We start from the raw sequence: 20,988 nt of genomic DNA, 5'->3' as shown, positions 1-20,988 counted from the left end.
TGCAGGCTCAGCGATGAAGCTCGTCCAGCTCCGGATCTACTCCGGCGATCCCGAGACGCCCGGCGAGGCGGTCTACATCGCCCCGGACAACGTCGGCATGGTCGAGGTCGGGATGGCCGATCCGCCGGCCGCGCAGGTCTGGCTCAAGGTCGGCACCCCGATGCTGCTGGTCGAGGGCTCGGCCGAGACCGTGACCGCCCGGGTGAACACTGGCTTCCAGCCTCAGCCTGCCCATGAGGGCGGCACGGCCCGGGTGTTCGGCAATCCGAAGATGTCCCCGGCGGTCGACTATGCCGAGCTGCTCGATGAGATCGAGCGCTTCGGCGACCACGGCGAGAGCGGCCAGCTCCGCATCCTCGTGAGCCTGCTCCGGGACGCCGTCTTCCACATCCTGACGCGCCTCGGCCCCCCGCGCGCCTGACCCCTTCCGCTCGCCGGCGGCGCACGCCGGCTTTCGTACCCTTCACGTCACGAGGACATCATGGACGACAACGACTTCGCCTCCACGGACAACGCCGAGGGCTTCACCCCCGAGGAACGGGCCGCCTTCGACGCGTACGAGCGCGGCGAGGATGCGCCGTCCAGCGCCGCCGCGGCGCCGGCTCCCGAGGTCGCTCCGGCCGGTGGTGATGTTGCCGCCCCGGGCGCCGCTGCTGCCCCCGCCGCCGAGGTCCCTGGTTCCGAGATCGATCCCGAGTCTCAGGCGCGCGACGAGAAGGGCAAGTTCGTCCCGCACGGCGCATTCCACGAGGAGCGCGAGCGCCGGAAGGCCGTCGAGAAGGAGCTGAACGACCTCCGCGAGAAGTACGCGCGCGGCGACGAGCGTCTGCGCGTCATCACCGAGGCGATGCAGGCCCGCCAGCAGCCCGCCGCGGCCCAGCCCGAGACCCCGGCCGCCCCGCCCAGCCCGGACGAGGATATCTTCGGCTACGCCAAGCACCTCGAGAAGCAGATCGAGGACCTGCGGAACGGTGTGCAGCAGGAGACCGCCCGCCAGCGCCAGGAGCGCGAGGCCGGCGAGGTCGTGCGGGACTACCACACCGATCTGAACCGCTTCGCCCAGTCCGAGCCGACCTTCGCCGACGCCTTCCGACACGTCATGCAGAGCCGCGCGGCCGAGTATGCGGCCCTCGGCGTGCCGCAGGATCAGATCGCGCAGGCTTTGGCGAACGACGAGTTCCAGGTGGCCATGCAGGCGCGGCAGGCCGGCGTCTCGCCCGCCGAGCGCATCTTCCAGATCGCCAAGGCCCGCGGGTTCACCCCGAAGGCTGCCGAGCCCGCGCCCGCCCCCGCGCCGGCCGAGACCGCGGCCCAGAAGGTCGAGCGCGTCGCAGCAGGCCAGGCCGGCCCGGGCAAGTCGCTATCGGCCGCCGGTGGCGCGCCGGCCGGCGAGGTCACCTTCGAGATGCTGGCCGCGATGAGCGAGAAGGACTTCGAGGCCTTCGCGACCAAGAACCCGGAGAAGCTCGCCCGCCTAATGGGCGCTGAAACAGATATTTAGGGCAATCGACAGACAGACAATAATAATCACATCTTGCTGTCGTAGAAGAAGGCAATTGCCGCAATCAAGCTCAGAAACACAAATACAAAATATAGAAAACTGCCGTAGAGGCCCAATGTGTAGTTATTTTCCCACCAAAGTAATGCTCGTCGCACGTACTTGTACAACGGAAAGATAATTATTACTGCCACAAATGCGGCAGCAATTGACAATTTTAGATAATAATCACCAGTCTCGGTGTAATTACCAAGCTCATGCAGCACCACCAACGCGCCAATAAACATAGCTCCTGTCAACCAGTAAACTGACAGATCGTCCCAAACATTTCCAAGCCTCAATAGTGGCAACAGCGCGATGGCGGAGAACGCGAAAGCCAACATTGACGCGACGACAGTTCTAACAACGCCAGAACCGTAGTATATTCCGAAGAAAATAGATAGTAATAATACGAATACTATACATGCGCCATACAAGATTTGTGACAAATTTCGCTCAAGCTCATAGTGGGGCCTGTTTCTGTCAAGGGTTTCGGCCTTAACGGCATTTCGATGCCCGATAAATTTGGTGTAGGTAACCCATGCTGCCGCCAACAAGCCAGTAAGCACAGGATTATTGATTACCCATGGAAAATTATGCTGGAACCAATCATAAAGCATGTTCAAGATGTAGGCCTCCGAAAATCAGCCCCTCACCAATAGCCTGCAAATATTATAGAAAGTTAATACGAGGACAGCTTGAGCATCATTGCCTCCCTGGCGCTATGTCTTTATAGATAATAATGATAATTTTTATCATTCTGCTACTTGGCCTTGTGATCCTTGATCTGTCCTGCTTGACCCGACGGGCGAAACAACGCATATTGCCATTGTCGCGTGACGTGCGGGCCTGAGGCCCCGTCCCGCATCCCACCAGTTTCCGACCGGCCCGCGCGCCGAACTCTGCTGTTCCCAGCGGGGCGCTTTCGCGTGTCCAGTCGTCCGATTGGCCCCCGTCACAGGGCTCGCCCGGCCGCGTCACAGCCTTCGTCCGCGCCACGTCACGGCGCCCGTCCGATCACCGTCCCCAACGGTCACCTGGGGCCCGGCTTCCGTCCGCGCGGCGACGACACGGCCCGCACGCACCCCTCCCCCACGGAATCCAGCCCTTAGAGGCACCTCTCATGTCGTTCACGAATTTCGGCATCGGCGATCCGATGGCCCAGAAGCTGTGGAGCAAGAAGCTCGCAGTGGAGGCCAACAAGTCCATCGACATCGACCCGCTGGTCGGCACCTCCGATGGCTCCATCATCCAGGAGAAGACCGAGACCAAGAAGGGCAACGGCGACCAGGTCACCTTCGGCCTGCGCATGCAGCTCAAGGGCGACGGCTTCACCTCCGACGACGTCGCCGAGGGCAACGGCGAGCAGCTCGGCACCAACTCCGACAAGGTGACGATCGACGAGCTCGGCCACGTCGTCGGCGTGAAGTCGGACAACACCATCGACGCCCAGCGCGTGCCGTTCAACCTGCGTGAGCAGGCCCGCTCCGGCATCGCCGACTGGTTCCAGACCCGCCGCGCGAAGATCTTCTTCGCCCACGTCTGCGGCTACACCCCGGTCAACGCGCTGCCGGGCAAGAATGCCCGGAAGTACAACGGCAACAACCTCGTCACGGCCCCGTCCGCCGGTCGCATCCTGCGCCCGAATGGTCGCGCTGCGGACTCGGCCCTCGTCGCCGGCGACATCTTCACCCTCAGCCTGATCGACCAGGCGGTGGAGCTGGCGAAGACCGGTGGCGCCGCGGGCAAGGTGATGATCCGCCCCGTCGTGGTCGATGGCCAGAAGGTCTACGTGATGTACCTGCACTCCACGCAGGTCACCTCGCTGCGGACCAACACTGCCGCCGGCCAGTGGCTGGACATCCAGAAGGCGGCGATGGCCGGCATGCAGTCGAGCAAGAGCCCGATCTTCTCGGGCGCGCTCGGCATGTACAACGGCGTCGTGCTCCGCGAGGCGCAGGACGTCACGCAGGGCGTCTCGGACAACGGCAACGCCGCGGTGGCCAACACCCGCCGCGCCGTCCTCCTCGGCGCCCAGGCCGCGACCGTCGCCTACGGCAAGGCCGGCGGTGACGAGCGCTACCGCTGGAACGAGGAGCTGTACGACCACAAGCGGAACCTCGAGGTCTCCGCCTGGGCGATCTGGGGCCTGAAGAAGACGACGTTCAACGGCGACGACTTCGGCGTCATCACCGTCCCGACCTACGCCGCGCCCGCCGGCTAAGCCCCCGCCGATTCAGCCTGATGGCTGACCCGGGCCGGGGCCTCGCGCTCCGGCCCGCTCTCGTCTTCCCCGCCTTTCCCCGATCCGTCTGAACAGGAGGTCCTCGTGGCCACCAATGTCCCCCCCGCGTCACCGTCGGTGCGCGAGTATCGCCGGCAGGAGTCGCAGTACGTCCGCCTGACCGTCTCCTACCTGAATGGCGCCTTCGTCCTCCCGGCCTCGCTGCCGGCCGGCGCGCTGATCACCTCGCTCCTGGTGCTCGTCGAGACCGCGTTCTCGGCCGGCGCCACGATGGTGCTCGGCTCGGCCCCGGGCGGCAACGACCTCGCGGCCTCCGGCGACACCGCCGTGACCGCGGCGGGCGTGAAGCGCATCGACACGGCCACCCTCAAGGGCCGGCTCGCCGCCGATACGCCGATCTACGGCACGATCGCGGGCGCCCCGGCCGCGGGCGTGGCCACCATCGTGCTGCACTACGCCCCGAACAACGACGGCTGATGCACGCCGCGCTCTGGGTGCTGCATGCGGGCGCTCACGCGCTCGCCGACGCGCCCCTACCGGCCCCGGCCCCCGCGCCGGAGCCGGCCCCTCCTTCCCCGCCTGTCCGCCAGCCCGAGCCCGCGCCCGCCGCGCCTCGGAAGCCCGCGCGCCGACCGAAGGGCCGCCGATGATCCCGTCCCGGTTCGGGCGCCTCCTCGGCGCCGCCCTGCTGCTCGTGCCGTCGATGGCGCTCGGGCAGTCGATGATCCAGCAGCCGAACACCGGCGTGTCGGGCTCGAAAGCGGAGCCGCTGCCGAACGCACTGATCAAGCTCTACCAGAACGACGTCGGCCTGGATTCCCGGCTCTCGACGGTCGAGGGCACGCTGAACCGGGTGGTCGGCACGGTCGGGAGCTTCGGGAACGCGGCCTCGAAGAACGTCGGCGTGACGGTCGGCACCGTGGCCGATGGCGGCGCGCTCACGGCTGAGACGAACCGGGCGCTCGCCGCGGAGGGCGCCAACACCACCGCGATCACGGGCGAGGTCACTCGGGCCAAGGCGGCCGAGGCCGCGCTGCAGGCGGCGATCGGCGCCGCCACGAACGCCTATGCGGTGAACTACACCGCGCAGAGCCTGACCAGCGCCCAGCAGCTCCAGGCCCGCCAGAACATCGGCGCAGCGGCGTCCGGTGACACGCTCGTCCTCGGTACCGGCTCGACCGCGACCACGCCGTCGGCCGGCGACAACACCACCAAGGTGGCCACGACCGCCTTCTCGACCGGGGCGCTCGCGAGCTACGCCAGCACGGTCGCGTCGACCTACCTGACGCAGAGCGGGGCGGCCTCGACCTATGCGCCGCTCGCCTCGCCGGCCCTGACGGGCACGCCCACGGTCCCCACCGCCGCGGCCAGCACGAACAACACGCAGGCTGCGAGCACGGCTTACGCGGATCGGGCGGCGACCACCGCAGCGACCACCGCGGCCGCTGCGTCCGTGCCGAACGTGGCCATCTTCAGCGGCCTCACGATCAAGCCGGGGGCCAGCGCCGGATCGCAGATATCGGTCGTCGCCACATCTGCCGTCCTGCGGGGCGCGAGCGCCGGCCTGTCGGTCCAGAACGTCTCGGTCACGATCTCGACGGGCTTGAATGGCGCGGGCGGCCTCGACAAGGGGTCGACGGCGGCGAACACGTGGTATGCGCTGTTCATCATCGCGAAGCCGGATGGCACCAAGGCGGGCCTGTACTCGCTCTCGGCTACGGCGCCGACGCTCCCCTCTGGTTACGCCTACGCGTCTCGCGCGGGCTGGATCCGGACGGACGGTTCCGCCACCTTCGTCCCGATCGTCCAGAGCGGCCGGCAGGCGCGCTACAAGATCGACGGCGGCCACGTCTATCCCGTGGTCTCGGGCGCGAACGGCGATGTGGTCACACCGACCTGGGTGGCGGTCCCGATCTCCGGGTTCGCGCCCTCGACGGCTGTGGGCGGCCTGTTCGCGACCTACGCCACGTCCGGCAGCAGCAACGTCGCCACGCTCGCGCCCAACGCCTCCTACGGCAGCTACAACCAGGGCCAGTCCTCGGGGGCGCCCCCGCCGCCGATCAACAGCTCGAACGGGGTCAACAGTGCCAGCGGCTCCTCGGGGCAGCAGACGATGCACTTCGAGGGCACCAGCGTCTACGCGGCGATCCAGGCGAATGCCGCGGTCGTCTGCCTGGGCTGGGAGGACGGCCTATGACCAGCGGCCCCCTCTTCCCGGACTCCACCGCGCAGGTGAAGTCGGCCTTCGCGGCGACGGTCGACAACCCACTGATCCTCGCGGACGGCACCTCGACCGACGACGGCTCGCCCACCCTCGGGCGCATGGTCAACCAGATCATGGACGAGCTGGACCGGCCCGACTTGGAGGGCCCGATCCGCAACGCGATCCGCGGCGCGATCGGCTTCTGGCAGCGGGAGCGGTTCGCGTTTAACGACGGCGTCCTGACCTTCCAGACCGTACCTGGGCAGGCCGGCTACGGCGGCGCGGACCTCGCCGGGCTGAACGTCATGCTGGCGATCGACAGCGCCATCGCGTTCGATGCGAGCGGCACCTCGTGGACTCTGCGCAGCGTGCCGATGTCCGACGTCGAGGGTGTGGGCGACCAGGCCGAGACCGGGCAGCCCTGCTACTTCGCCAAGTTCACCGAGGGCTACCGCCTCTTCCCGATCCCGGACGGCGTCTACACGGTCCGCTTCACCGGCCACGTCCGGCTCGGCGCGCCGGCGACCGACGCGGACACCAACGCCTGGGTCGACGAGGCCTATGACCTGATCGCCTCCTACGCGAAGCGCTACCTCGCGCTGCACCGCCTGAAGGACACCGCGCTGAAGGCCGCGATGGACGTCGCGGTCGGGGAGGCCTCGTCCTCCCTGAAGGGGCTCGCCACCACCATGGCCGGCACCGGCGTCGTGCGGGCCTACGACCTGTGAGCCGGATGGCCTTCGGCGCCTGGGCGCCCGACATCGCCTCGAACGATGCCGCGGCCGCCGCGGTGGCGCGCAACGTCTTCCCGCGCCCGGACGGCTACGGCCCGGTGCCGTCGCCGAACCCGGTCTCGCAGCCGCTGCCGAACGCCTGCCGCGGCTCGGTCTCAGTCCAGACGCCGAACGGGTCGTGGGTGTTCTTCGCCGGGACCACGAACAAGCTCTACCGGCTGAACCCCGCGACCAACGCCTGGGACGATGTCTCCGGGCCGTCGGCCTACCTCGTGCCGGAGGGCGACCACTGGTCGTTCGCGCTCTACGGCACGCGCCTGTTCGCCGTGCACCTCGGCGCGCCGCCGCAGGTGATCGACGTCGTCACGGGCGTCGCCTTCGCCGACCTCGTCGCCGCGGATCCGGCCAACCAGCCGCCGAAGGCCCGCTTCGTCGCGGTGGTGTCCGAGTTCCTGTTCCTGGGCGGCCTGCTGGCCGACCCGACCATGATCCAGTGGTCGGGCATCGGCGATCCGACCTACTGGACCCCGGGCGTGCACAGCTCGGACGTTCAGGTCCTGCCGGATGGCGGGCACGTCACCGGCCTCGTGGCGGTCGAGACGAGCGTCATCGTGTTCCAGGATCGCGCGATCCAGCAGATGACCTTCGCGCCGGGCACGGCCGTCATCTTCCAGCGCTCGAAGGTCGAGGACGACCGCGGCGCCGTGGCGCCCTGGGCCATCGTGAAGGTCGGGGGCAGCATCTTCTATCGCGACCGGGACGGAATCTACGCCTTCACGGCCGGCGCCTCGTCGCCGATCGGCAAGAATCGCGTGAACGCCTGGGTGCAGGCCCAGCAGGATCCGACCTACGCGCACACCGCCATCGCGGTGGCGGACCCGACCGGCAACCGCGTGCTGTTCGCGGTGAAGAGCCGGGAGGTGTCCGACCCGACGCTGCTCGACCTTTGCATCGTCTACGACTTCACGCAGGACCGGTGGACCCAGCTCGACCTCACACTCCGGCACTGGATGCGGGCCGAGACGGCGCCGATCAGCATCGACAGCATCGCCGAGGACATCGACGCCGGCACCGCGCCCTATGACTTCGCGGGCGGCCTCTCCCTGGATTCCGCGCTGTTCTCGGGCGGCATCCCGCTCGTCGGGGTCTGGGGCATCGACAACAAGCTCGCCCTGCTCGAGGGGCCGAGCATGGAGGCGGTGATCGGCACGGCCGACGCGCAACTCTCGCGCCCGCGCCGGACCTACGCGCGCGGCGTCCGGGTCGATACCGACGCGGACCGGTGGTTCGCCCGGGTCGGCACCCGGGAGAGCCTCGCGATCTCGGTCCCGGTGCGCTGGCGCGGGGAGAGCCCGCCGAACGCGCAGCGGTTCGCGCCCTGCCACGCCTCGGGCCGGTACCACCGCGTCGAGGTGCGGATCCCGGCCGGCGATCCCTGGACCTACGCGACGGGCGTCGAGCCCGATGGCGAGCCGGAGGGCTCACGGTGATCATCCCCGTCCGCGGCCGCGCGCTCACCGCGCAGAACCTCGACGCTCACGGCGACGCGGTGCGCGACCTCGCCACCGGCGGCACGAACGCGGGCGGCGACCTGATCCTGGCGGCGAGCGCCACCACCACCACCGTCCAGGATCCGCTCTGCACGGCCGACACCATGGTGATGTTGAGCCCGCGCAGCGCCACCGCGGCGGCGGCGCTGGCGTGGGTGCAGTCGACGGCCAAGGGCTCGTTCGTGCTCGGCCACGACAGCTCGGCCGCGACCGACCGCGCCTTTCATTACGAGCTTCGACGCCGGTGATCCTCACGCCCGTGCCCGCCGACCAGGTCGATGCGATCTGGCCGGTGGCGGAGCCATGGCTGGCGCGCGTCTGCGCCCGCCAGGAATCCGACCTGACGCTCGACGGCCTGCGGGCGATCTGCCGGGCCGGCCAGGGCCAGCTCGTGCTCATCGGCCCCGCGGGCGGCCCGCCGGTCGCGGCCGGCGTCACGCAGGTCCGCGAGCATGCCGACCAGACCCGGTCGTGTTGGATCCTCGCCGTCGGCGGGGGCGGCGCCCGGGCGTGGCGGCACACGCTGCGCCTGATCGAGGCCGGCGCCCGCCGCATCGGCTGCGCCACCGTCGAGTTCGCAGGCCGGTCCGGCTGGGCCGGGCTGCTGCCGGACTACGCGTCCCACACCCATTTCCGGAAGGCGCTCTGATGGGCTCGTCCACGCAGACCTCGACCGAGCAGCAGCACTCGGTCACGCAGCCGTGGGCGCCCGCGGTCCCCGGCCTCCAGCAGGCCGTGACCGATGCGACCTCGCTCTATTCGAAGGGCATCGGCACCGGCGTCTGGTCGGGCCCGCGCGTCGCTCAGCTCGGCGACGATGCCCTGACCGGCCTCCAGTCGATCCGCGACCAAGCCGCGGCCGACAACGCGGGTGCGCTCGGGACGAGCTACCTGCAGGGCGTGCTCGGCGCGAATGGCAGCGTCTCATACAACGGCCCCTCGCTGAACGCCGACGGGCTGTCGTCCGGCACGATGGGCGCGCTCTCGAACCTGTCCGGCGTGAAGGGCGTGGACCTGTCCGGGCTGAAGAGCCTCTCGACCAGCCTCGCGGATCCGAACAGCGGCGTGAACCGCACCGCCTCCGACTTCATGTCGGGGGCTCGGGACATCACCACGATCCCGCAGCTCGACCAGCTCTTCGCGAAGTCGCAGGCGCCCTCCTCGGCCGAGACGAACCTGTCGGGGATCGCGGCCGGCGACAGCCTCGACCCGACCAAGAACGCGATCTTCCAGAACTTGGTGAAGACCTCGTCCGACAACGCGCTCCAGGCCCAGAAGGAGGCCTTCGCGGCGTCCGGCCGGTACGGCTCGGGCGCGTTCGCCGGGGCGGCCACCAAGGCGGTGAACGACACGCAGAGCCAGCTCTACGCCTCGCAGTACAACACCGAGGCGCAGCGCCAGCTCGCGGCCAACTCGCAGATCGACGCCGCGCGGCAGGCCGCCTCGCAACTCGGCCTCGGGATCACGAGCGCCAAGAGCGGCGTCGAGAGCACGAACAACCAGCAGCGCCTCGCCGGTGCCGGTGTCGCGCAGGCGCAGACGGCCCAGCAGGCGGGGGTGCTCGGGCAGATCCTGGGCGGCGATCAGTTCAACTCGAACCTCGACTATCAGAAGGCGGTCCAGGCGCTCGGCACGTACCGGCAGGGCACCTCGGACGCGATGTCGAACGAGCAGAACCGGGTCTCGACCGCGCTCCAGAGCCAGGGCCAGGGCCTCCAGGCCGCGGGCATGCTGCCGAGCCTCGACGCGCTTCGGTACACGCCCGCGCAGCAGCAGCTCGCCGTCGGCTCCGTCCTCCAGGGCCAGGACCAGTCGAACATCGACGCCGCGATGCAGGCCTACCAGGAGCAGCAGGACATGCCCTGGTCGAACCTCAACCGCTACGCCGGCCTCATGGGCGGCATGGCGGGCCTGGGCGGCACGACGGATTCGACTGGCCGCACGCAGACCCGGACGAGCCAGAGCTTGGGCTCGACGCTCATCGGCGGCCTCAGCAGCGGCCTGGGGCTCCTCGGGATGACGGGCGCCTTCGGGCCGGTCGGCGCCGCCGCCGGCGGGATCGGCGGGATGAGCGGCGCGAGCAGCGCGGGCGGGTATCTGACGCCGTACCTACGCAGCGCCGCCTCTTCGATCTTCGGGAGGTAGGTCATGGCCTTCGGCTTCAGCATCCCGGCGATGGGCTCGCAGGATCAGGCGTTCGGCCTGACCCCCGACATGCTCGCGGCGATCACCCAGATGGCGGCCGGGGGCGCCGCGGCGCCGGCTCCGGCTCAGCCTGCCGCCGCCGCGTCGGTGGCCCAGCCCGCACCCGCGCAGCAGCCGGCGCCGATGGCCATGAGCCTGTCGCCGAGCCCGCCCGAGGCGACACGGCAGCCGGCCGCCGCGCAGGCATCGTCGGCGCAGATTGGCGTCAGCCCATCGCTCGTAGACCGGATCGTTGGCGCGGAGTCGGGCGGGAACGCCACCGCGAAGAACCCGAACTCATCTGCGACGGGCGCGGGCCAGTTCATCTCGGGCACATGGCTCGACATGATGAAGCGGTACCGGCCCGACCTCGCCGGCAGCCTGCCGAGAGAACAGCTCCTCTCCCTGCGCAACGACCCCGCGCTGTCGCGTGAGATGGTCAACCACTACGCCGAGGAGAACGGCGCGAAGCTCCGTGCGGCCGGCCTGCCCGACAACGATGGCACCCGCTACCTCTCCCACTTCGCCGGGTCCGGCGGGGCTCGCTCCGTCCTCTCGGCCGACCCATCCACACCGGTCAGCCAAGTGCTTGAGGCCAGCCAAGTCGCGGCCAACCCTTTCCTCCGGAACATGACCGCCGGCCAGTTGGCGGACTGGGCGGCGGGGAAGGTCAGCGGCTCGGCGCCGAAGATGACGATGCCGGGTGGCTCCAGCCGTCCGGCGGCGTTCGGCCTGTCCGGTCCGACGCAGTCCGGCGGCGCGGGCACGGTGCTGCCGGCCGGCGGCGGTGACATGTCGACGCCGAACCCCATGGCGACGGCTGATCCGAGCGCGACCGCGATAGGGGCGCCCGGCATGGCCGGCGCAGATGGCGGCCAGGGCGGCGGGTCCGGCAAGGGCGGCCAGAAGCAATCCGGCGGCGCGTCACCGATGCAGTTCCGCACGGTTAGGCCGAAGCCCTTCGGCTTCATGTCGCCCATGCAGTTCGCCGGGCAGCGGACCGGACAGTAACCCGACACGAAAGGCGCTCCATGTCCGCTGGCCTCACCACCGACGCCTCGTCCCTGCTGGACGGCCTCTCCCCGGATCTGCTCGCGCGGCTCCTTCAGGCGCAGCCGCCGCAGGCCGCCCCTTCGGTCGATAGCCTCCTGTTCGATCGCAGCACTCTCGGCGCGCCCGACAACGCGTTCTCGGGCAACTCGGGAACGATCGTCTCGGCTCAGCCGCAGCAGGCGGCCGCGCCGGCGACGGCCGTGCCGTCCATGCTCGGCGCCGAGCCGCCCGTGATGCCGCAGATGCAGGCGGCTCCAACGAACGTGCCGTTGGAGACTGGGGCGATCCAGAAGCCGCAGACAGCCCCACCGCCGAGCGGCGGCGAGGAGATCGCCGCGCCGACGGCGCCTGCGCGCGCCTCCGATCTGTCGGCGCTTCGTCCCGGCATGTCGCCGGTCAGCGGCTTTGACCCTTTGACGGGCCAGCCGGTGTCGGGCTCGCCGCAGCCCGTCTCGGCCGCCCCTTCGTCGACACCGACCGCCGACAACTCTCCGGGCTTTCTGAGCCGCCTCAGCGACCCCCGCGTCTACAACACGCTTCTCGGCGTCGGCTCGGGCATCCTCTCCGGCAAGAACTTCGCGGAGGGGCTCGGCCAGGGCGTCCAGAACGCGGCTGCCCTCAATGCGCACCAGGGCGCGAACGACCTTGCGCAGGCGAAGTCACGCATGGAGCAGTACAAGCTTCAGCGCGAACTCGCCGGGCAGAACCAGACGGCCAAGATCATCTCGCAGAAGATGGGCATCCCCCTGGAGGACGCGACCGCGTTGGCGATGAACCCCACCTACGTGCAGGGCTTCCTCTCCTCGCAATTCGGCGCGCAGGATGGCCGGGTGCGGAACGCGGACGGCACGATGTCGGTAGTGCCGGGCAGCCAGCAGGATCCGACGCAGGTGGCAGCCGTCGCGACCGCCCAGCGTCCGACGCCGGAGCAGACCAAGGCAACCGCACAGGCGCAGGCCGAGGGCACAGACGCCGGCACGCCGAAGGAGCCTGATATCCTCAGCCCCGGGCAGGTCATGCTCGACCCAGACACGCATCAGCCGGTTGCGGCGGTGCCGAAGGAGGTGGAGGCGACGGCTGATATTAAGAATTGGCAAGAAGCCAAGCGCAGCAGCGGGTACGCCGGCTCGCTTCAGGACTGGATCAACGAACGCGCGCAGGCCGGCCGGAACCAGACGACGATCAACATGCCCCCGCAAGAGCTGGCGCGGGACAAGAAGGTCGGCGACGCGATCGGCACGGACCTCGCCGATTACATCGGTGCGGCCCGGCCGGCGCGGGATAAGATGGCCGCGCTCAACATCCTGGAGGATGCCTGGAAGGCCGGCGGCGACAAGATCACCACCGGCCCGATGGCGGATCGCGTGCTCGGCCTCAAGCAGTTCGCCCGCGGATCGCTCGGCCTCAACATCGGCGATGACATCGCGCCGTCCGAGCTCATCTCGAAGATCGGGACGCAGCTTGCCACGGCCGACGCCAAGTCACTCACGGCCCGTCCGACGCAGTTCGACTTCGCGACGTACCTGCGCAACAACCCGGGCCTGACGCTCACCCCGGAGGGCAATGCGGCGCTGATCAATATCAAGAAGCAGCAGGCCCAGCATGAACTCGACCTCGCCGCGCTCGCGCGCCGGAAGGAGAACTGGGAGAACTGGGACGATGTGATCGCGGACTATGACCGCAAGCACCCGATCAACAGCCCGCTCACAGGTCGGCCGCTCGGTGCCTCCAGCGTCGAGTTCCCAGGCTCGCAGGGCGGTGGCGGCCAGGGTGGCCAGCCCAGGCAGGACGCTTCGGCCCAGCCGCCGCAGGGGGCGCCTGCTGGGGCGCGGCAGGCCGGCGACGGCAACTGGTACGTCGCGGACCCGAACCGCCCCGGGAAGTATCTGAAGGTGCAGTGATGGTGGATCTCGTCCCTGTCGACTTCGATCCCTTCGCCGGCCAGGGCCAGCAGGCGTCGGCCGGCACGAAGCTCATCCCCGTCGACCACGACCCCTTCGCGGACGAGCCGTCGCTCGCCGCGAAGGCCGGCGCCGTCGCGAAGGACATGGCGCGCTCAGCCGAGGCGGGCGTGGATGCCGGCGTGGCGGGTTTGGTCGGGGCGCCGAATGCGCTGCTGGCACTCGGCGACAAGCTTCTCAGCTACCCAGCGAAAGCTATCGTGCGGGCCACGGGGTTCACGCCTGCCAGCGATTTGCCGGGCGGGGATACCCGTCCCTCGATCGCGGACGGCTTTGTCTCCCCGGCGACGGTCGCCAAGTCGATGGAGGCCGCGACCGGCCCCGCCTACAAGCCTGAGACCACAGCCGGCGAATGGGCACACACGGTCGGCGAGTTCGCGCCGAACGCCGCGATGGGCGGTGGCACGCTGGCGCAGCGTGTCGGACAGGTTGTCGTGCCGGCCCTCGCCTCCGAGGGCGTCGGCCGCGCGGTTCGGACCATCGCGCCGGAACTGGAAGGGCCGGCCCGGCTCATCGGGGCGCTGGCCGGCGGCGTGGGCGCGGCGGTGGCGCAGGCTCCGCGCGGCGCATCCGCCGTCATGCGCGACGGGCTGGAGGGGATCTCGCCCGAACACCTTGAGCGCGCGCAGGCCGTGATGCAGGCGGCGCGCGATCTTCCCGGCGGCGGTGTCCCGCTGTCCCTGGACGAGGCGCTGAACCAAGTCACGGGCGGCCAGGCCACGCGCGCCTCGCAACTCGCCCACACCGTCGCGACGGGCGGCGGCGAGGGCCAGCGCATCGCCACCGAGTTCTACGCCGCGCGCCCCGGGCAGGTGGATGCTGCCGGCCGTGCCGCGTTCCAGGGCATGGCCGATGCGCCGGCCGCGCCCTCGGCGCTCGGCGCATCGGTGCAGGATGCCGCCCGCACGGCCGTCGCCGAGACCCCGCAGGGCATGGCGCTCGCCGAGGCGCGGCAGGCCGCCGGCCCGCGCGTCACGCCGGAGCAGGCCGGGAACGTGATCCAGCCCGCGCTCCGCGAGGCGTTCGACCGCCGCGAGGGCATGCGGGCCGCGCTGGCCGAGCAGGATTACCGCGCGGCCGAGCGCGCGCCGGAGAGCGTCGGCATCGAGCGCACCGTGCCGGTGGAGCGGCCGGGCGAGCCGATCATCACCCAGCAGCAGTACAGCCGCCCGCAGTTCACGGATCAGGCGCCGGCCCCGCTCGGCCCGCCGCCCGGTCGCGGCGACGGCACCCCCGCCGAGGCCGGCCCCGAGAGCCTCGCGCGGTTCGTCGCCCGCAACGGCGGACTGCGCCTCGACGGCGACGTGGCGGCCACGGACCTCCACCGGTTCAACATCCCTGGCGTCGGGAACGTCGCGCGCCAGAATGGTAAGGGCATCGACGACTTCTGGCGCGAGCGGCTGATCGAGGAGGGGTACTTCCGGCCCGATGCCGACGGCGGCATGGCGCGGGACATCTCTTCCGAGCTGCTGCGGAAGCTCCAGAACGAGCAGCGCGGCGCGCCCTCGTACCCGCTCGGCTCGCAGCGGCAGGTCGCCGGCCCGACCTCCGGGCAACTTGGCGACGAGTATGCGGCGGCGCTCTCGCACGCCGAGACCCGCCTGGACGCCGACCTCGGCAAGGCCGGCATCGACCCGAAGAGCATCCATCCGGACATCCGCTCCCGGGCCCTCGGCGCCATGATGCGCGGCGAGACCGCCGAGCCGCTCGACGCGCTGGAGCGGACCATCGGAGCCCTCCGCGAGCCGCCCGCCCCGTTCGTGAAGTCAACCACGGTGCAGGAGCAGATCCCGGATGTGCGGTTCGGCCAGGCCAACCCGCAACCGGTGCTCGACCACATCGAGGAGGCGATGCGCTCGGCCAAGGGGCCGGCGGCGGTGGCGCTCCAGCAGGCCCGGCGCACCCTGTACGAGCCGGACGGCAAGACGCTCGACCTCACGGTGGCCGGCCTGCATGGCGCCCGGCAGGCGATGTCCGACCTGATCGACAAGGCGCCGGCCCAGACCCAGCGCATGCTCCTCGGGGTTCGTGACCGCCTCGACCGCACCCTGTCGGCGGTGCCGGAATACGAAGCGGCCCGGTCCGGGTTCGAGGCGGCCTCGCGCAACCTCGACCCGTTCGCGTCCGGCTCGGCCCCGGGCCGGATCGTGGCGCAGGATCAGACGAGCGGGCGGTTCTCGATGCCGGCCGAGCAGGTGCCCGGCGCGATCGCCGAGGGTCCGAGCGCGGCGCGCGACTTCGCCTCCGTCGCGAGCCCCGAGGCGCGGCGCGCGTTCGAAGGTCAACTCACCACCCGCCTGCTCGACGGCGCGACCGATGCGACCACGGGCGTGCTCGACGGCGGCAAGCTCCGTGGCGCGCTCCGTCAGCACGCGGATCTCCTCGACCAAGTGCCGGCCGTGCGCGACCGCATCGCCGGCATCGCGACGGCGCGCGAAGGCATGGCGGCGGTTGAGCGCTCCCCGCTCGGGCACCTCGCCGAGGGCCATCCCGATCTGAAACGCGCGATCGGCGTGCTGTTCGATCGCGACCCGCTGGCCGGCGGTGAGCGCGAGATCGGCGCGGCGATGGGCGCGCTGGCGAAGGCCGACCCGCAGTCCGCGCGCCAACTCGCCCGCATCCACCTGGAGACCGTGTTCAACGACGCCGTGGCCGAGAAGCGCGGCCTGCCGGCGCAGTACGGCGGGGCCGGGTTCGCGTCGGCCGTGGCGGGGAATCCGCAGCAGGCCAAGAACCTCGAAGCGTCGATCCGGGCGCTGCCCGACGGCGACGTGCTCTGGGGCAGCCTCGACCGGTTCCTGACTACGCTCAAGGCGACCGGCTACAAACCGCAGGCGGGCGGCGACGCGACCTTCAACGCCCGCGTCGGTGAACAGCTCTCCGGTGGGAAGGGGGTCGGCCCGGCCATCGCGGGAGTCCTCGCCAACGCGGCGGCCGGCGCGGGCGCGGCGGGAATGGGCGGCGCCCTGGCGGGCGGCGTGCTCGGCGCCAAGAAGGCGGCGGCCGATGCCTTCTCCCGGTATCAGGCCGCCCGCAACGGCGAAGCTGTGGCCAGGATGCTGTTCGACCCGAAGGCCCTGCCGGATCTGCGCGCTCTGGCGAAGTCGGCGCCGGGGAGCAAGAACGCCCTCGGCTTCACCCATCGCCTGCTGGCGCTATCGGGGTCCGCCGCGGCGCCGCGCGAGCGTCGCTGAGGCGAGATCCCATAGACGGGTGAGCGCGACCGTAGCCATGCCGACGAGAGCAGCGAACAGCAGGAGGGTGATCGGATACGCCTGCCAAGGCACCGGCCCCTTGTCCGCATACGGGCTGGCGAAGGTCAGCCACATCCCGCCGCCAACCACCGCAACCTGCGCTGCGGTGATTGCCGCGTGCCGCCACCCCCATCGGTGCGGCAGCACCCGAAGCAGCGGCTTCGGCGGTGCGGGCGGCAATGCAGGATGGTCAGGGTGCGAGCGGCGTAGCCATGCGTACCGCTCGTCGCCCCGGCCGGCCCGGTAGGCGTGCGCGTCGCGCAGGTACATGCTCGCGGCCCACGCCGCGAGGCTGCCAACGAGCACGATGGCGAGGAGGGTGCCGGGATCTGGCATCGTTGCACCATGCCAGCGCCATGGGCGCCCTTGCAAGGCTCGGCAATTACGCCACTATGCTTCTTCCGGCTTGGCACTGCGCGGCGCGGTAGCGCGCGGCATGGTGGGGCTTGGCCAGGTATGGACCCCCTCGGGGTATGGGCGGCCTTCGGGCCGCCCTTTCATCATTATGTCGTAGTGTTGTCGCCCTCTTCAGCTTCGCCGAAGTTGCGAACCATGCATATTCCTGCGCCAGGTTCCGACTTTAGCTCGGCGACTCGCCCGCGCAGATCGTCGATTGGAACAATCTCAAGATCTTGTAGCGAGAGGTCCTCTGCTGAAATCGAATGCATTTCGGAGCTACTATCAAAGATGAACGTAGCGCTCGCAATAGCCAATACTGCTTGATTGTCGAGAACTATAGTATCGATAAACCTTCCATATTCGCGCTCAGGCAAGCCTTCTGGTAAATGTGCTGCGAGGCCCATTTTGACTGATAGCGCATCATCACCGCGTATTAGCGCGGCGCATACACGTGCGCTCTCCACATTTCGAACGATCGCGGCATGTCCATAAATCGCCGCTGCAGCGCCAGATGCGCTCGACAAAACGAGATTGATATCATCAATAATATTAAGCGATATAACGCACTCTTCTTCGGTGATGGTGTCAATTTTCTTGGTCAAATTCAATGTTTGCTTTTTCAGGCGCTTTGGATGCAGCTCGATTTGGCAGCCCTCCTTAGTCATTTCCTTGACAAAACTATACCAATTCTTCCATTGAGATGAATCAAGTTTCGGATTTTCGGGAGTTATGTCAACCGACTTAAACGCAAGTCTTTCATCGGTTAGAATGAATTTAAATAGTTCAGAGCTTATAACAATTTTTCTAGCTTTCTTGTTGTCGCTTAAACCAGGTGCCATCAAAATTGTACCAGAGAATGTCGCAGCAACGGCAAATCTATTGCGTCGGACAATGATCGAGCAGGTGTCGGCCGGCGATGGGGTGAATGAAATTTTTCCTTCGGTGGGGAAATCTTTAGTTTGAATGGCAATGCCAAAGCGGGTCTCTTTGTTTACCGCGGAACTGAAAGGCAAGTCGCTTTTGAGCCCGAGCAATGCGTCGGTGAACTCTTCTTCGTTTTGAACGGAAAGTCTGAAATCGAGGGTGTGCCGCAGCGGCTCGTACCCGAGTTCAGCAAGCTGACGCGTCTTTTCTGCTTGATAAGCGTTAAGATCTGGCCCGATCGCCTCTTCCACGGCTGCGCGCAGAGCCTTCCCATCCGCACCTATCGGCGCGCCGATGATGGTGGCGGACATATAAATATACTCATTATTGATTTTCTTTTTTCCCGCCTGCTGAAGTTCTCGGAGTTTTCTGAGAACGGCAACAAGATTGTCGCCGATGATGTGAGCTAGAAAAACTTCGCTCGGCAGCTGATCGTGATTAAACTTAGTTATATATACGAATGACGGCTTGGGATCCTTAGCAAGACGCTCAATTGACGTCATTCGAAACTTAATTTGATTGTTATCGTGCCACATAGATTTCAGCTGAAAATGAGCAGAAATGGGATTTTCTCTCTTGTCTAATTCAGCTTCGCTCTGATGGTTGATGGGCCACTCAACAATAAAATCCCATCCTGATCGATCTCGGTGAGCCGTATTAGCGATGAGTTCTGCGCCGGCGCAGATTGTTGCGAAGCGCCCCTCTCCGACCGCCCCAAGAGCATCGCTGTTGATTGGGCGGCCTTCATCTTGATCGCCATCATCTTTACCGCTCAAAGCTTCGCCTCCGTCTGCTATACGTTTTTCTTCTACCGTTTTATTTAGAAAATGTGCCGGCGACGCGCTTCGACTTGCGCATGTACGGGATCCAGATCAGTGCGGCGCCGATCGCCCTACCCATCGAGCGCCCGGTCTCCTGATCGATCGCGACGCCGAACAGCGCTTGCGCCAGTAGCGCGTCGGCCGTGACCAGGGCCGCGGTGGCCGCGAGCGCGGCGATGTAGACCTTGGGGTAGCGACGGTCCCGCTGCACCATCAGGACGAGCGCCCACGCGCTGAGCGCTATCATCGCGCAGTTCAGCGCGATCTCGCCGTACACGAACAGGAAGACGGGGTGGCTGCGGTCCTTCGCCTGCGTCACCACCTCGACGAGGTCGATCGCGGCCTTGGCGGGGAAGAACGGGGCGACGATGGTCCCGAACGCAGGCAGGAGCAGCCACCCGCGGAAGCCGGTCGGTGGGGCGCGCTTGACCCATCGCGGCCCCTCGACAGCGACGGGCGCGAGCACCGGGTTGGCGGCGGCGCCCAGGCTGGCCGGGGTCGGCTCGACTTCGGGTTCGCCCATGAACCCCCGGACCGCCCAGCCGACTGACCAGCACGTCGCGTAGAGAGCGCCGGCCGCGGCGAGCGCCACCCCTCCGACCGCCGCCAGAGTGCTGCGATCACCAGCCCCGGCCGCCCCGGCGATGAGGAGGCCAGCTCCTATTGCCGCGACGGGCACGGCGAGGATGAGTCCGACGCGGTGGAATCCGACGGCGATACGAGAGCGGTTCATGGCAGTTGTCCTTGTTCGAACAACCTACGCGAGTGTGGATGAGGCGCTATTGCACGCCCGCCACAGTCTCGCCGCATTACGTGTCCGTCCGGGGGCCACCGGGCAGTGCGACACGTGACAACACGAAGATTCAAGACGCTAGCTATCGCCTTGCGGTGCCAAGTCCTGGAGAAATATCAGTTCGCTCGTTCATCAAACGAGTCGCCTCGAAAAAAGTTATATCATAAGGCGGCGCATACTCTGCCTCGCGGACAAACTCACCTGACGCTTTCAGAAGATAGCTATGCAGTCTCCTGAGAGCGGCCCCATCACTCTGCGCGAAGCCTTCCACTAGAATTGGAAAACTATCAGCATTATGACCCTGACTAGATAAAACATCGCGTATCAGATGCATATTTCGCCAGCATGTAAGTGTTGGACTATTTTCTATGACCTTCATAACACCAAGCAAATTTGGGTCGATTGTTGACTGATAACGCTGTATTATTATATCGATACCAGAGGTTATTTCTATAGATGTTGACTGAAGTCTACGCCACCAAGGTGTAACGGGAAGCTGTCCACTGCTTGCACTCGCGTCGAAGTGTGTCGATACGAGCTGTACCGTCGCCTCATTGAAGAAATCAGTTCCCTCCTCCGGCGCGGTATCGCTGGTAGCCTTAACAACGTCGCTCCATGTTCCGCAATATTTTGCGAGAATGCGACAAGCGTCAATATATATCGCGTATCTAATCGGTTTAGTGCGCCGCATCTCATTGCGTTTAAGTATCCATCCAAGAAATACGACCGTAAATACGAGATCTATGCCGCCAGCAAATATATTGCTCATCAAGTCGCGGCCGGGCCAACTATCTGGATAAAAGGCGTACAGTAGACCTGCCACGAACAAGAACAGAGCCGCCGCTGCTGCTGGAGCCTGTTTTTCGAAAAAGTCTTTGACCAAAGTCGTTTGATCCAGGCGCCTCACGGCAATAACTCCTCCTCGGCCTCGTTCACCGGGCGGCGCTCGCACACAAGGGCGACGTAATCGGGGAAGTCGCGCGGGTTGAAGATGCGCCGCTTCACGGTGAGCAATTGGCGCGGGATCGGGACGAGGCTCTCGCCGACCGCCAGCGGCAGCAGGAACTCGTCGCCGATCGCTGGCACGATGCCACCGCACTGGTCCAGGCGCAGCTCGCGCCGGGCATCCACCACGCGCCCGTCCGCCTCGACATAGTGCAGGCGGATCGTCAGCGGCTCCATGGCCTCGGCTCAAGTTCGGGGGGGGGGGATTGGGGGGGGTGGGGGGGGGTGTTTTGTTAATTTTATAGGAAAGAAACCCCGCCACCCGGTGGCAGGGCGAGGGGGTTCTGAGCCTGGGCGGGGGCCCCGCCGCACCCCACGGGCGGGG

At 67.6% G+C, this 20,988-nt stretch carries 19 protein-coding genes; 13 read left to right on the top strand and 6 right to left on the bottom strand.

The features are described 5' to 3' along the window. The first annotated feature begins 13 nt into the window (after positions 1-13). Together ABIC70_RS13010 and ABIC70_RS13005 are read left to right on the top strand one after the other, a co-directional pair. Complete coding sequence (locus ABIC70_RS13010) at positions 14-421, top strand: hypothetical protein (RefSeq protein WP_354439849.1); 408 nt, start codon at positions 14-16, stop codon at positions 419-421. 60 nt (positions 422-481) lie between these two features. Continuing rightward, positions 482-1,501, top strand: a complete 1,020-nt coding sequence (locus ABIC70_RS13005; RefSeq protein WP_354439848.1) for a hypothetical protein — start codon at positions 482-484, stop codon at positions 1,499-1,501. 26 nt (positions 1,502-1,527) lie between these two features. Here the strand turns inward: ABIC70_RS13005 and ABIC70_RS13000 are convergent, their stop codons facing one another. Continuing rightward, entirely contained in the window at positions 1,528-2,163 is a 636-nt protein-coding gene (locus ABIC70_RS13000) for a hypothetical protein (RefSeq protein ID WP_354439847.1), read from the bottom strand. Positions 2,164-2,660: 497 nt separating this feature from the next. Here ABIC70_RS13000 and ABIC70_RS12995 point away from each other — a divergent pair, with 497 nt between their 5' ends. The 11 genes from ABIC70_RS12995 to ABIC70_RS12945 all read left to right on the top strand — a co-directional run bounded on the left by ABIC70_RS12995 (position 2,661) and on the right by ABIC70_RS12945 (position 16,661). Further along, a complete protein-coding gene (locus ABIC70_RS12995; protein WP_354439846.1) occupies positions 2,661-3,761 on the top strand; it encodes a N4-gp56 family major capsid protein in 1,101 nt (366 codons plus the stop codon). A gap of 105 nt (positions 3,762-3,866) precedes the next feature. Then, entirely contained in the window at positions 3,867-4,259 is a 393-nt protein-coding gene (locus ABIC70_RS12990) for a hypothetical protein (protein WP_354439845.1), read from the top strand. 169 nt (positions 4,260-4,428) lie between these two features. Beyond that, on the top strand, positions 4,429-5,979 hold the full coding sequence (locus ABIC70_RS12985; RefSeq protein ID WP_354439844.1) for a hypothetical protein: 1,551 nt from the start codon (positions 4,429-4,431) through the stop codon (positions 5,977-5,979). Beyond that, on the top strand, positions 5,976-6,713 hold the full coding sequence (locus tag ABIC70_RS12980; protein WP_354439843.1) for a phage adaptor protein: 738 nt from the start codon (positions 5,976-5,978) through the stop codon (positions 6,711-6,713). The genes ABIC70_RS12985 and ABIC70_RS12980 overlap by 4 nt, the downstream gene beginning before the upstream one ends. A gap of 5 nt (positions 6,714-6,718) precedes the next feature. Then, positions 6,719-8,209 (top strand): hypothetical protein, encoded by a 1,491-nt coding sequence (locus ABIC70_RS12975; RefSeq protein WP_354439842.1) that lies wholly within the window; start codon positions 6,719-6,721, stop codon positions 8,207-8,209. Then, positions 8,206-8,517 (top strand): hypothetical protein, encoded by a 312-nt coding sequence (locus ABIC70_RS12970; protein ID WP_354439841.1) that lies wholly within the window; start codon positions 8,206-8,208, stop codon positions 8,515-8,517. Before ABIC70_RS12975 ends, ABIC70_RS12970 begins: the two co-directional genes overlap by 4 nt. Next, the gene (locus tag ABIC70_RS12965; RefSeq protein ID WP_354439840.1) at positions 8,514-8,918 is read left to right on the top strand and encodes a hypothetical protein; all 405 of its coding nucleotides are present in this window, start codon (positions 8,514-8,516) and stop codon (positions 8,916-8,918) included. The genes ABIC70_RS12970 and ABIC70_RS12965 overlap by 4 nt, the downstream gene beginning before the upstream one ends. Next, positions 8,918-10,414: a hypothetical protein gene (locus tag ABIC70_RS12960; RefSeq protein ID WP_354439839.1), complete on the top strand. Its 1,497-nt coding sequence runs from the start codon at positions 8,918-8,920 to the stop codon at positions 10,412-10,414. Before ABIC70_RS12965 ends, ABIC70_RS12960 begins: the two co-directional genes overlap by 1 nt. Before the next feature lie 3 nt (positions 10,415-10,417). Continuing rightward, a complete protein-coding gene (locus ABIC70_RS12955) occupies positions 10,418-11,464 on the top strand; it encodes a lysozyme family protein (protein WP_354439838.1) in 1,047 nt (348 codons plus the stop codon). Positions 11,465-11,484: 20 nt separating this feature from the next. Next, positions 11,485-13,407 (top strand): hypothetical protein, encoded by a 1,923-nt coding sequence (locus ABIC70_RS12950; protein ID WP_354439837.1) that lies wholly within the window; start codon positions 11,485-11,487, stop codon positions 13,405-13,407. Next, a complete protein-coding gene (locus tag ABIC70_RS12945) occupies positions 13,407-16,661 on the top strand; it encodes a hypothetical protein (RefSeq protein ID WP_354439836.1) in 3,255 nt (1,084 codons plus the stop codon). Before ABIC70_RS12950 ends, ABIC70_RS12945 begins: the two co-directional genes overlap by 1 nt. On the opposite strand, the gene ABIC70_RS12940 is transcribed toward ABIC70_RS12945, so the two are convergent. The 5 genes from ABIC70_RS12940 to ABIC70_RS12920 form a co-directional block, all read right to left on the bottom strand. Continuing rightward, entirely contained in the window at positions 16,623-17,057 is a 435-nt protein-coding gene (locus ABIC70_RS12940; protein WP_182592073.1) for a hypothetical protein, read from the bottom strand. The two genes, ABIC70_RS12945 and ABIC70_RS12940, sit on opposite strands and share 39 nt — an antisense overlap. A 167-nt stretch (positions 17,058-17,224) precedes the next feature. Next, positions 17,225-18,820, bottom strand: a complete 1,596-nt coding sequence (locus ABIC70_RS12935) for a hypothetical protein (protein WP_354439835.1) — start codon at positions 18,818-18,820, stop codon at positions 17,225-17,227. A gap of 40 nt (positions 18,821-18,860) precedes the next feature. After that, positions 18,861-19,598 (bottom strand): DUF2569 domain-containing protein, encoded by a 738-nt coding sequence (locus ABIC70_RS12930; protein WP_354439834.1) that lies wholly within the window; start codon positions 19,596-19,598, stop codon positions 18,861-18,863. Positions 19,599-19,740: 142 nt separating this feature from the next. Then, positions 19,741-20,565 carry a hypothetical protein gene (locus ABIC70_RS12925; protein ID WP_354439833.1) on the bottom strand — a complete coding sequence of 275 codons (825 nt, stop codon included), beginning with the start codon at positions 20,563-20,565 and terminating at the stop codon, positions 19,741-19,743. Then, complete coding sequence (locus ABIC70_RS12920) at positions 20,562-20,840, bottom strand: hypothetical protein (RefSeq protein WP_182592077.1); 279 nt, start codon at positions 20,838-20,840, stop codon at positions 20,562-20,564. The genes ABIC70_RS12925 and ABIC70_RS12920 overlap by 4 nt, the downstream gene beginning before the upstream one ends. Positions 20,841-20,988 lie beyond the last annotated feature (148 nt).

It is taken from the genome of Methylobacterium sp. 1973 (assembly GCF_040545035.1).
GTDB classification, from domain to species: Bacteria; Pseudomonadota; Alphaproteobacteria; order Rhizobiales; family Beijerinckiaceae; genus Methylobacterium; species Methylobacterium fujisawaense.
This window is presented reverse-complemented; position numbering and strand designations above follow the sequence as displayed.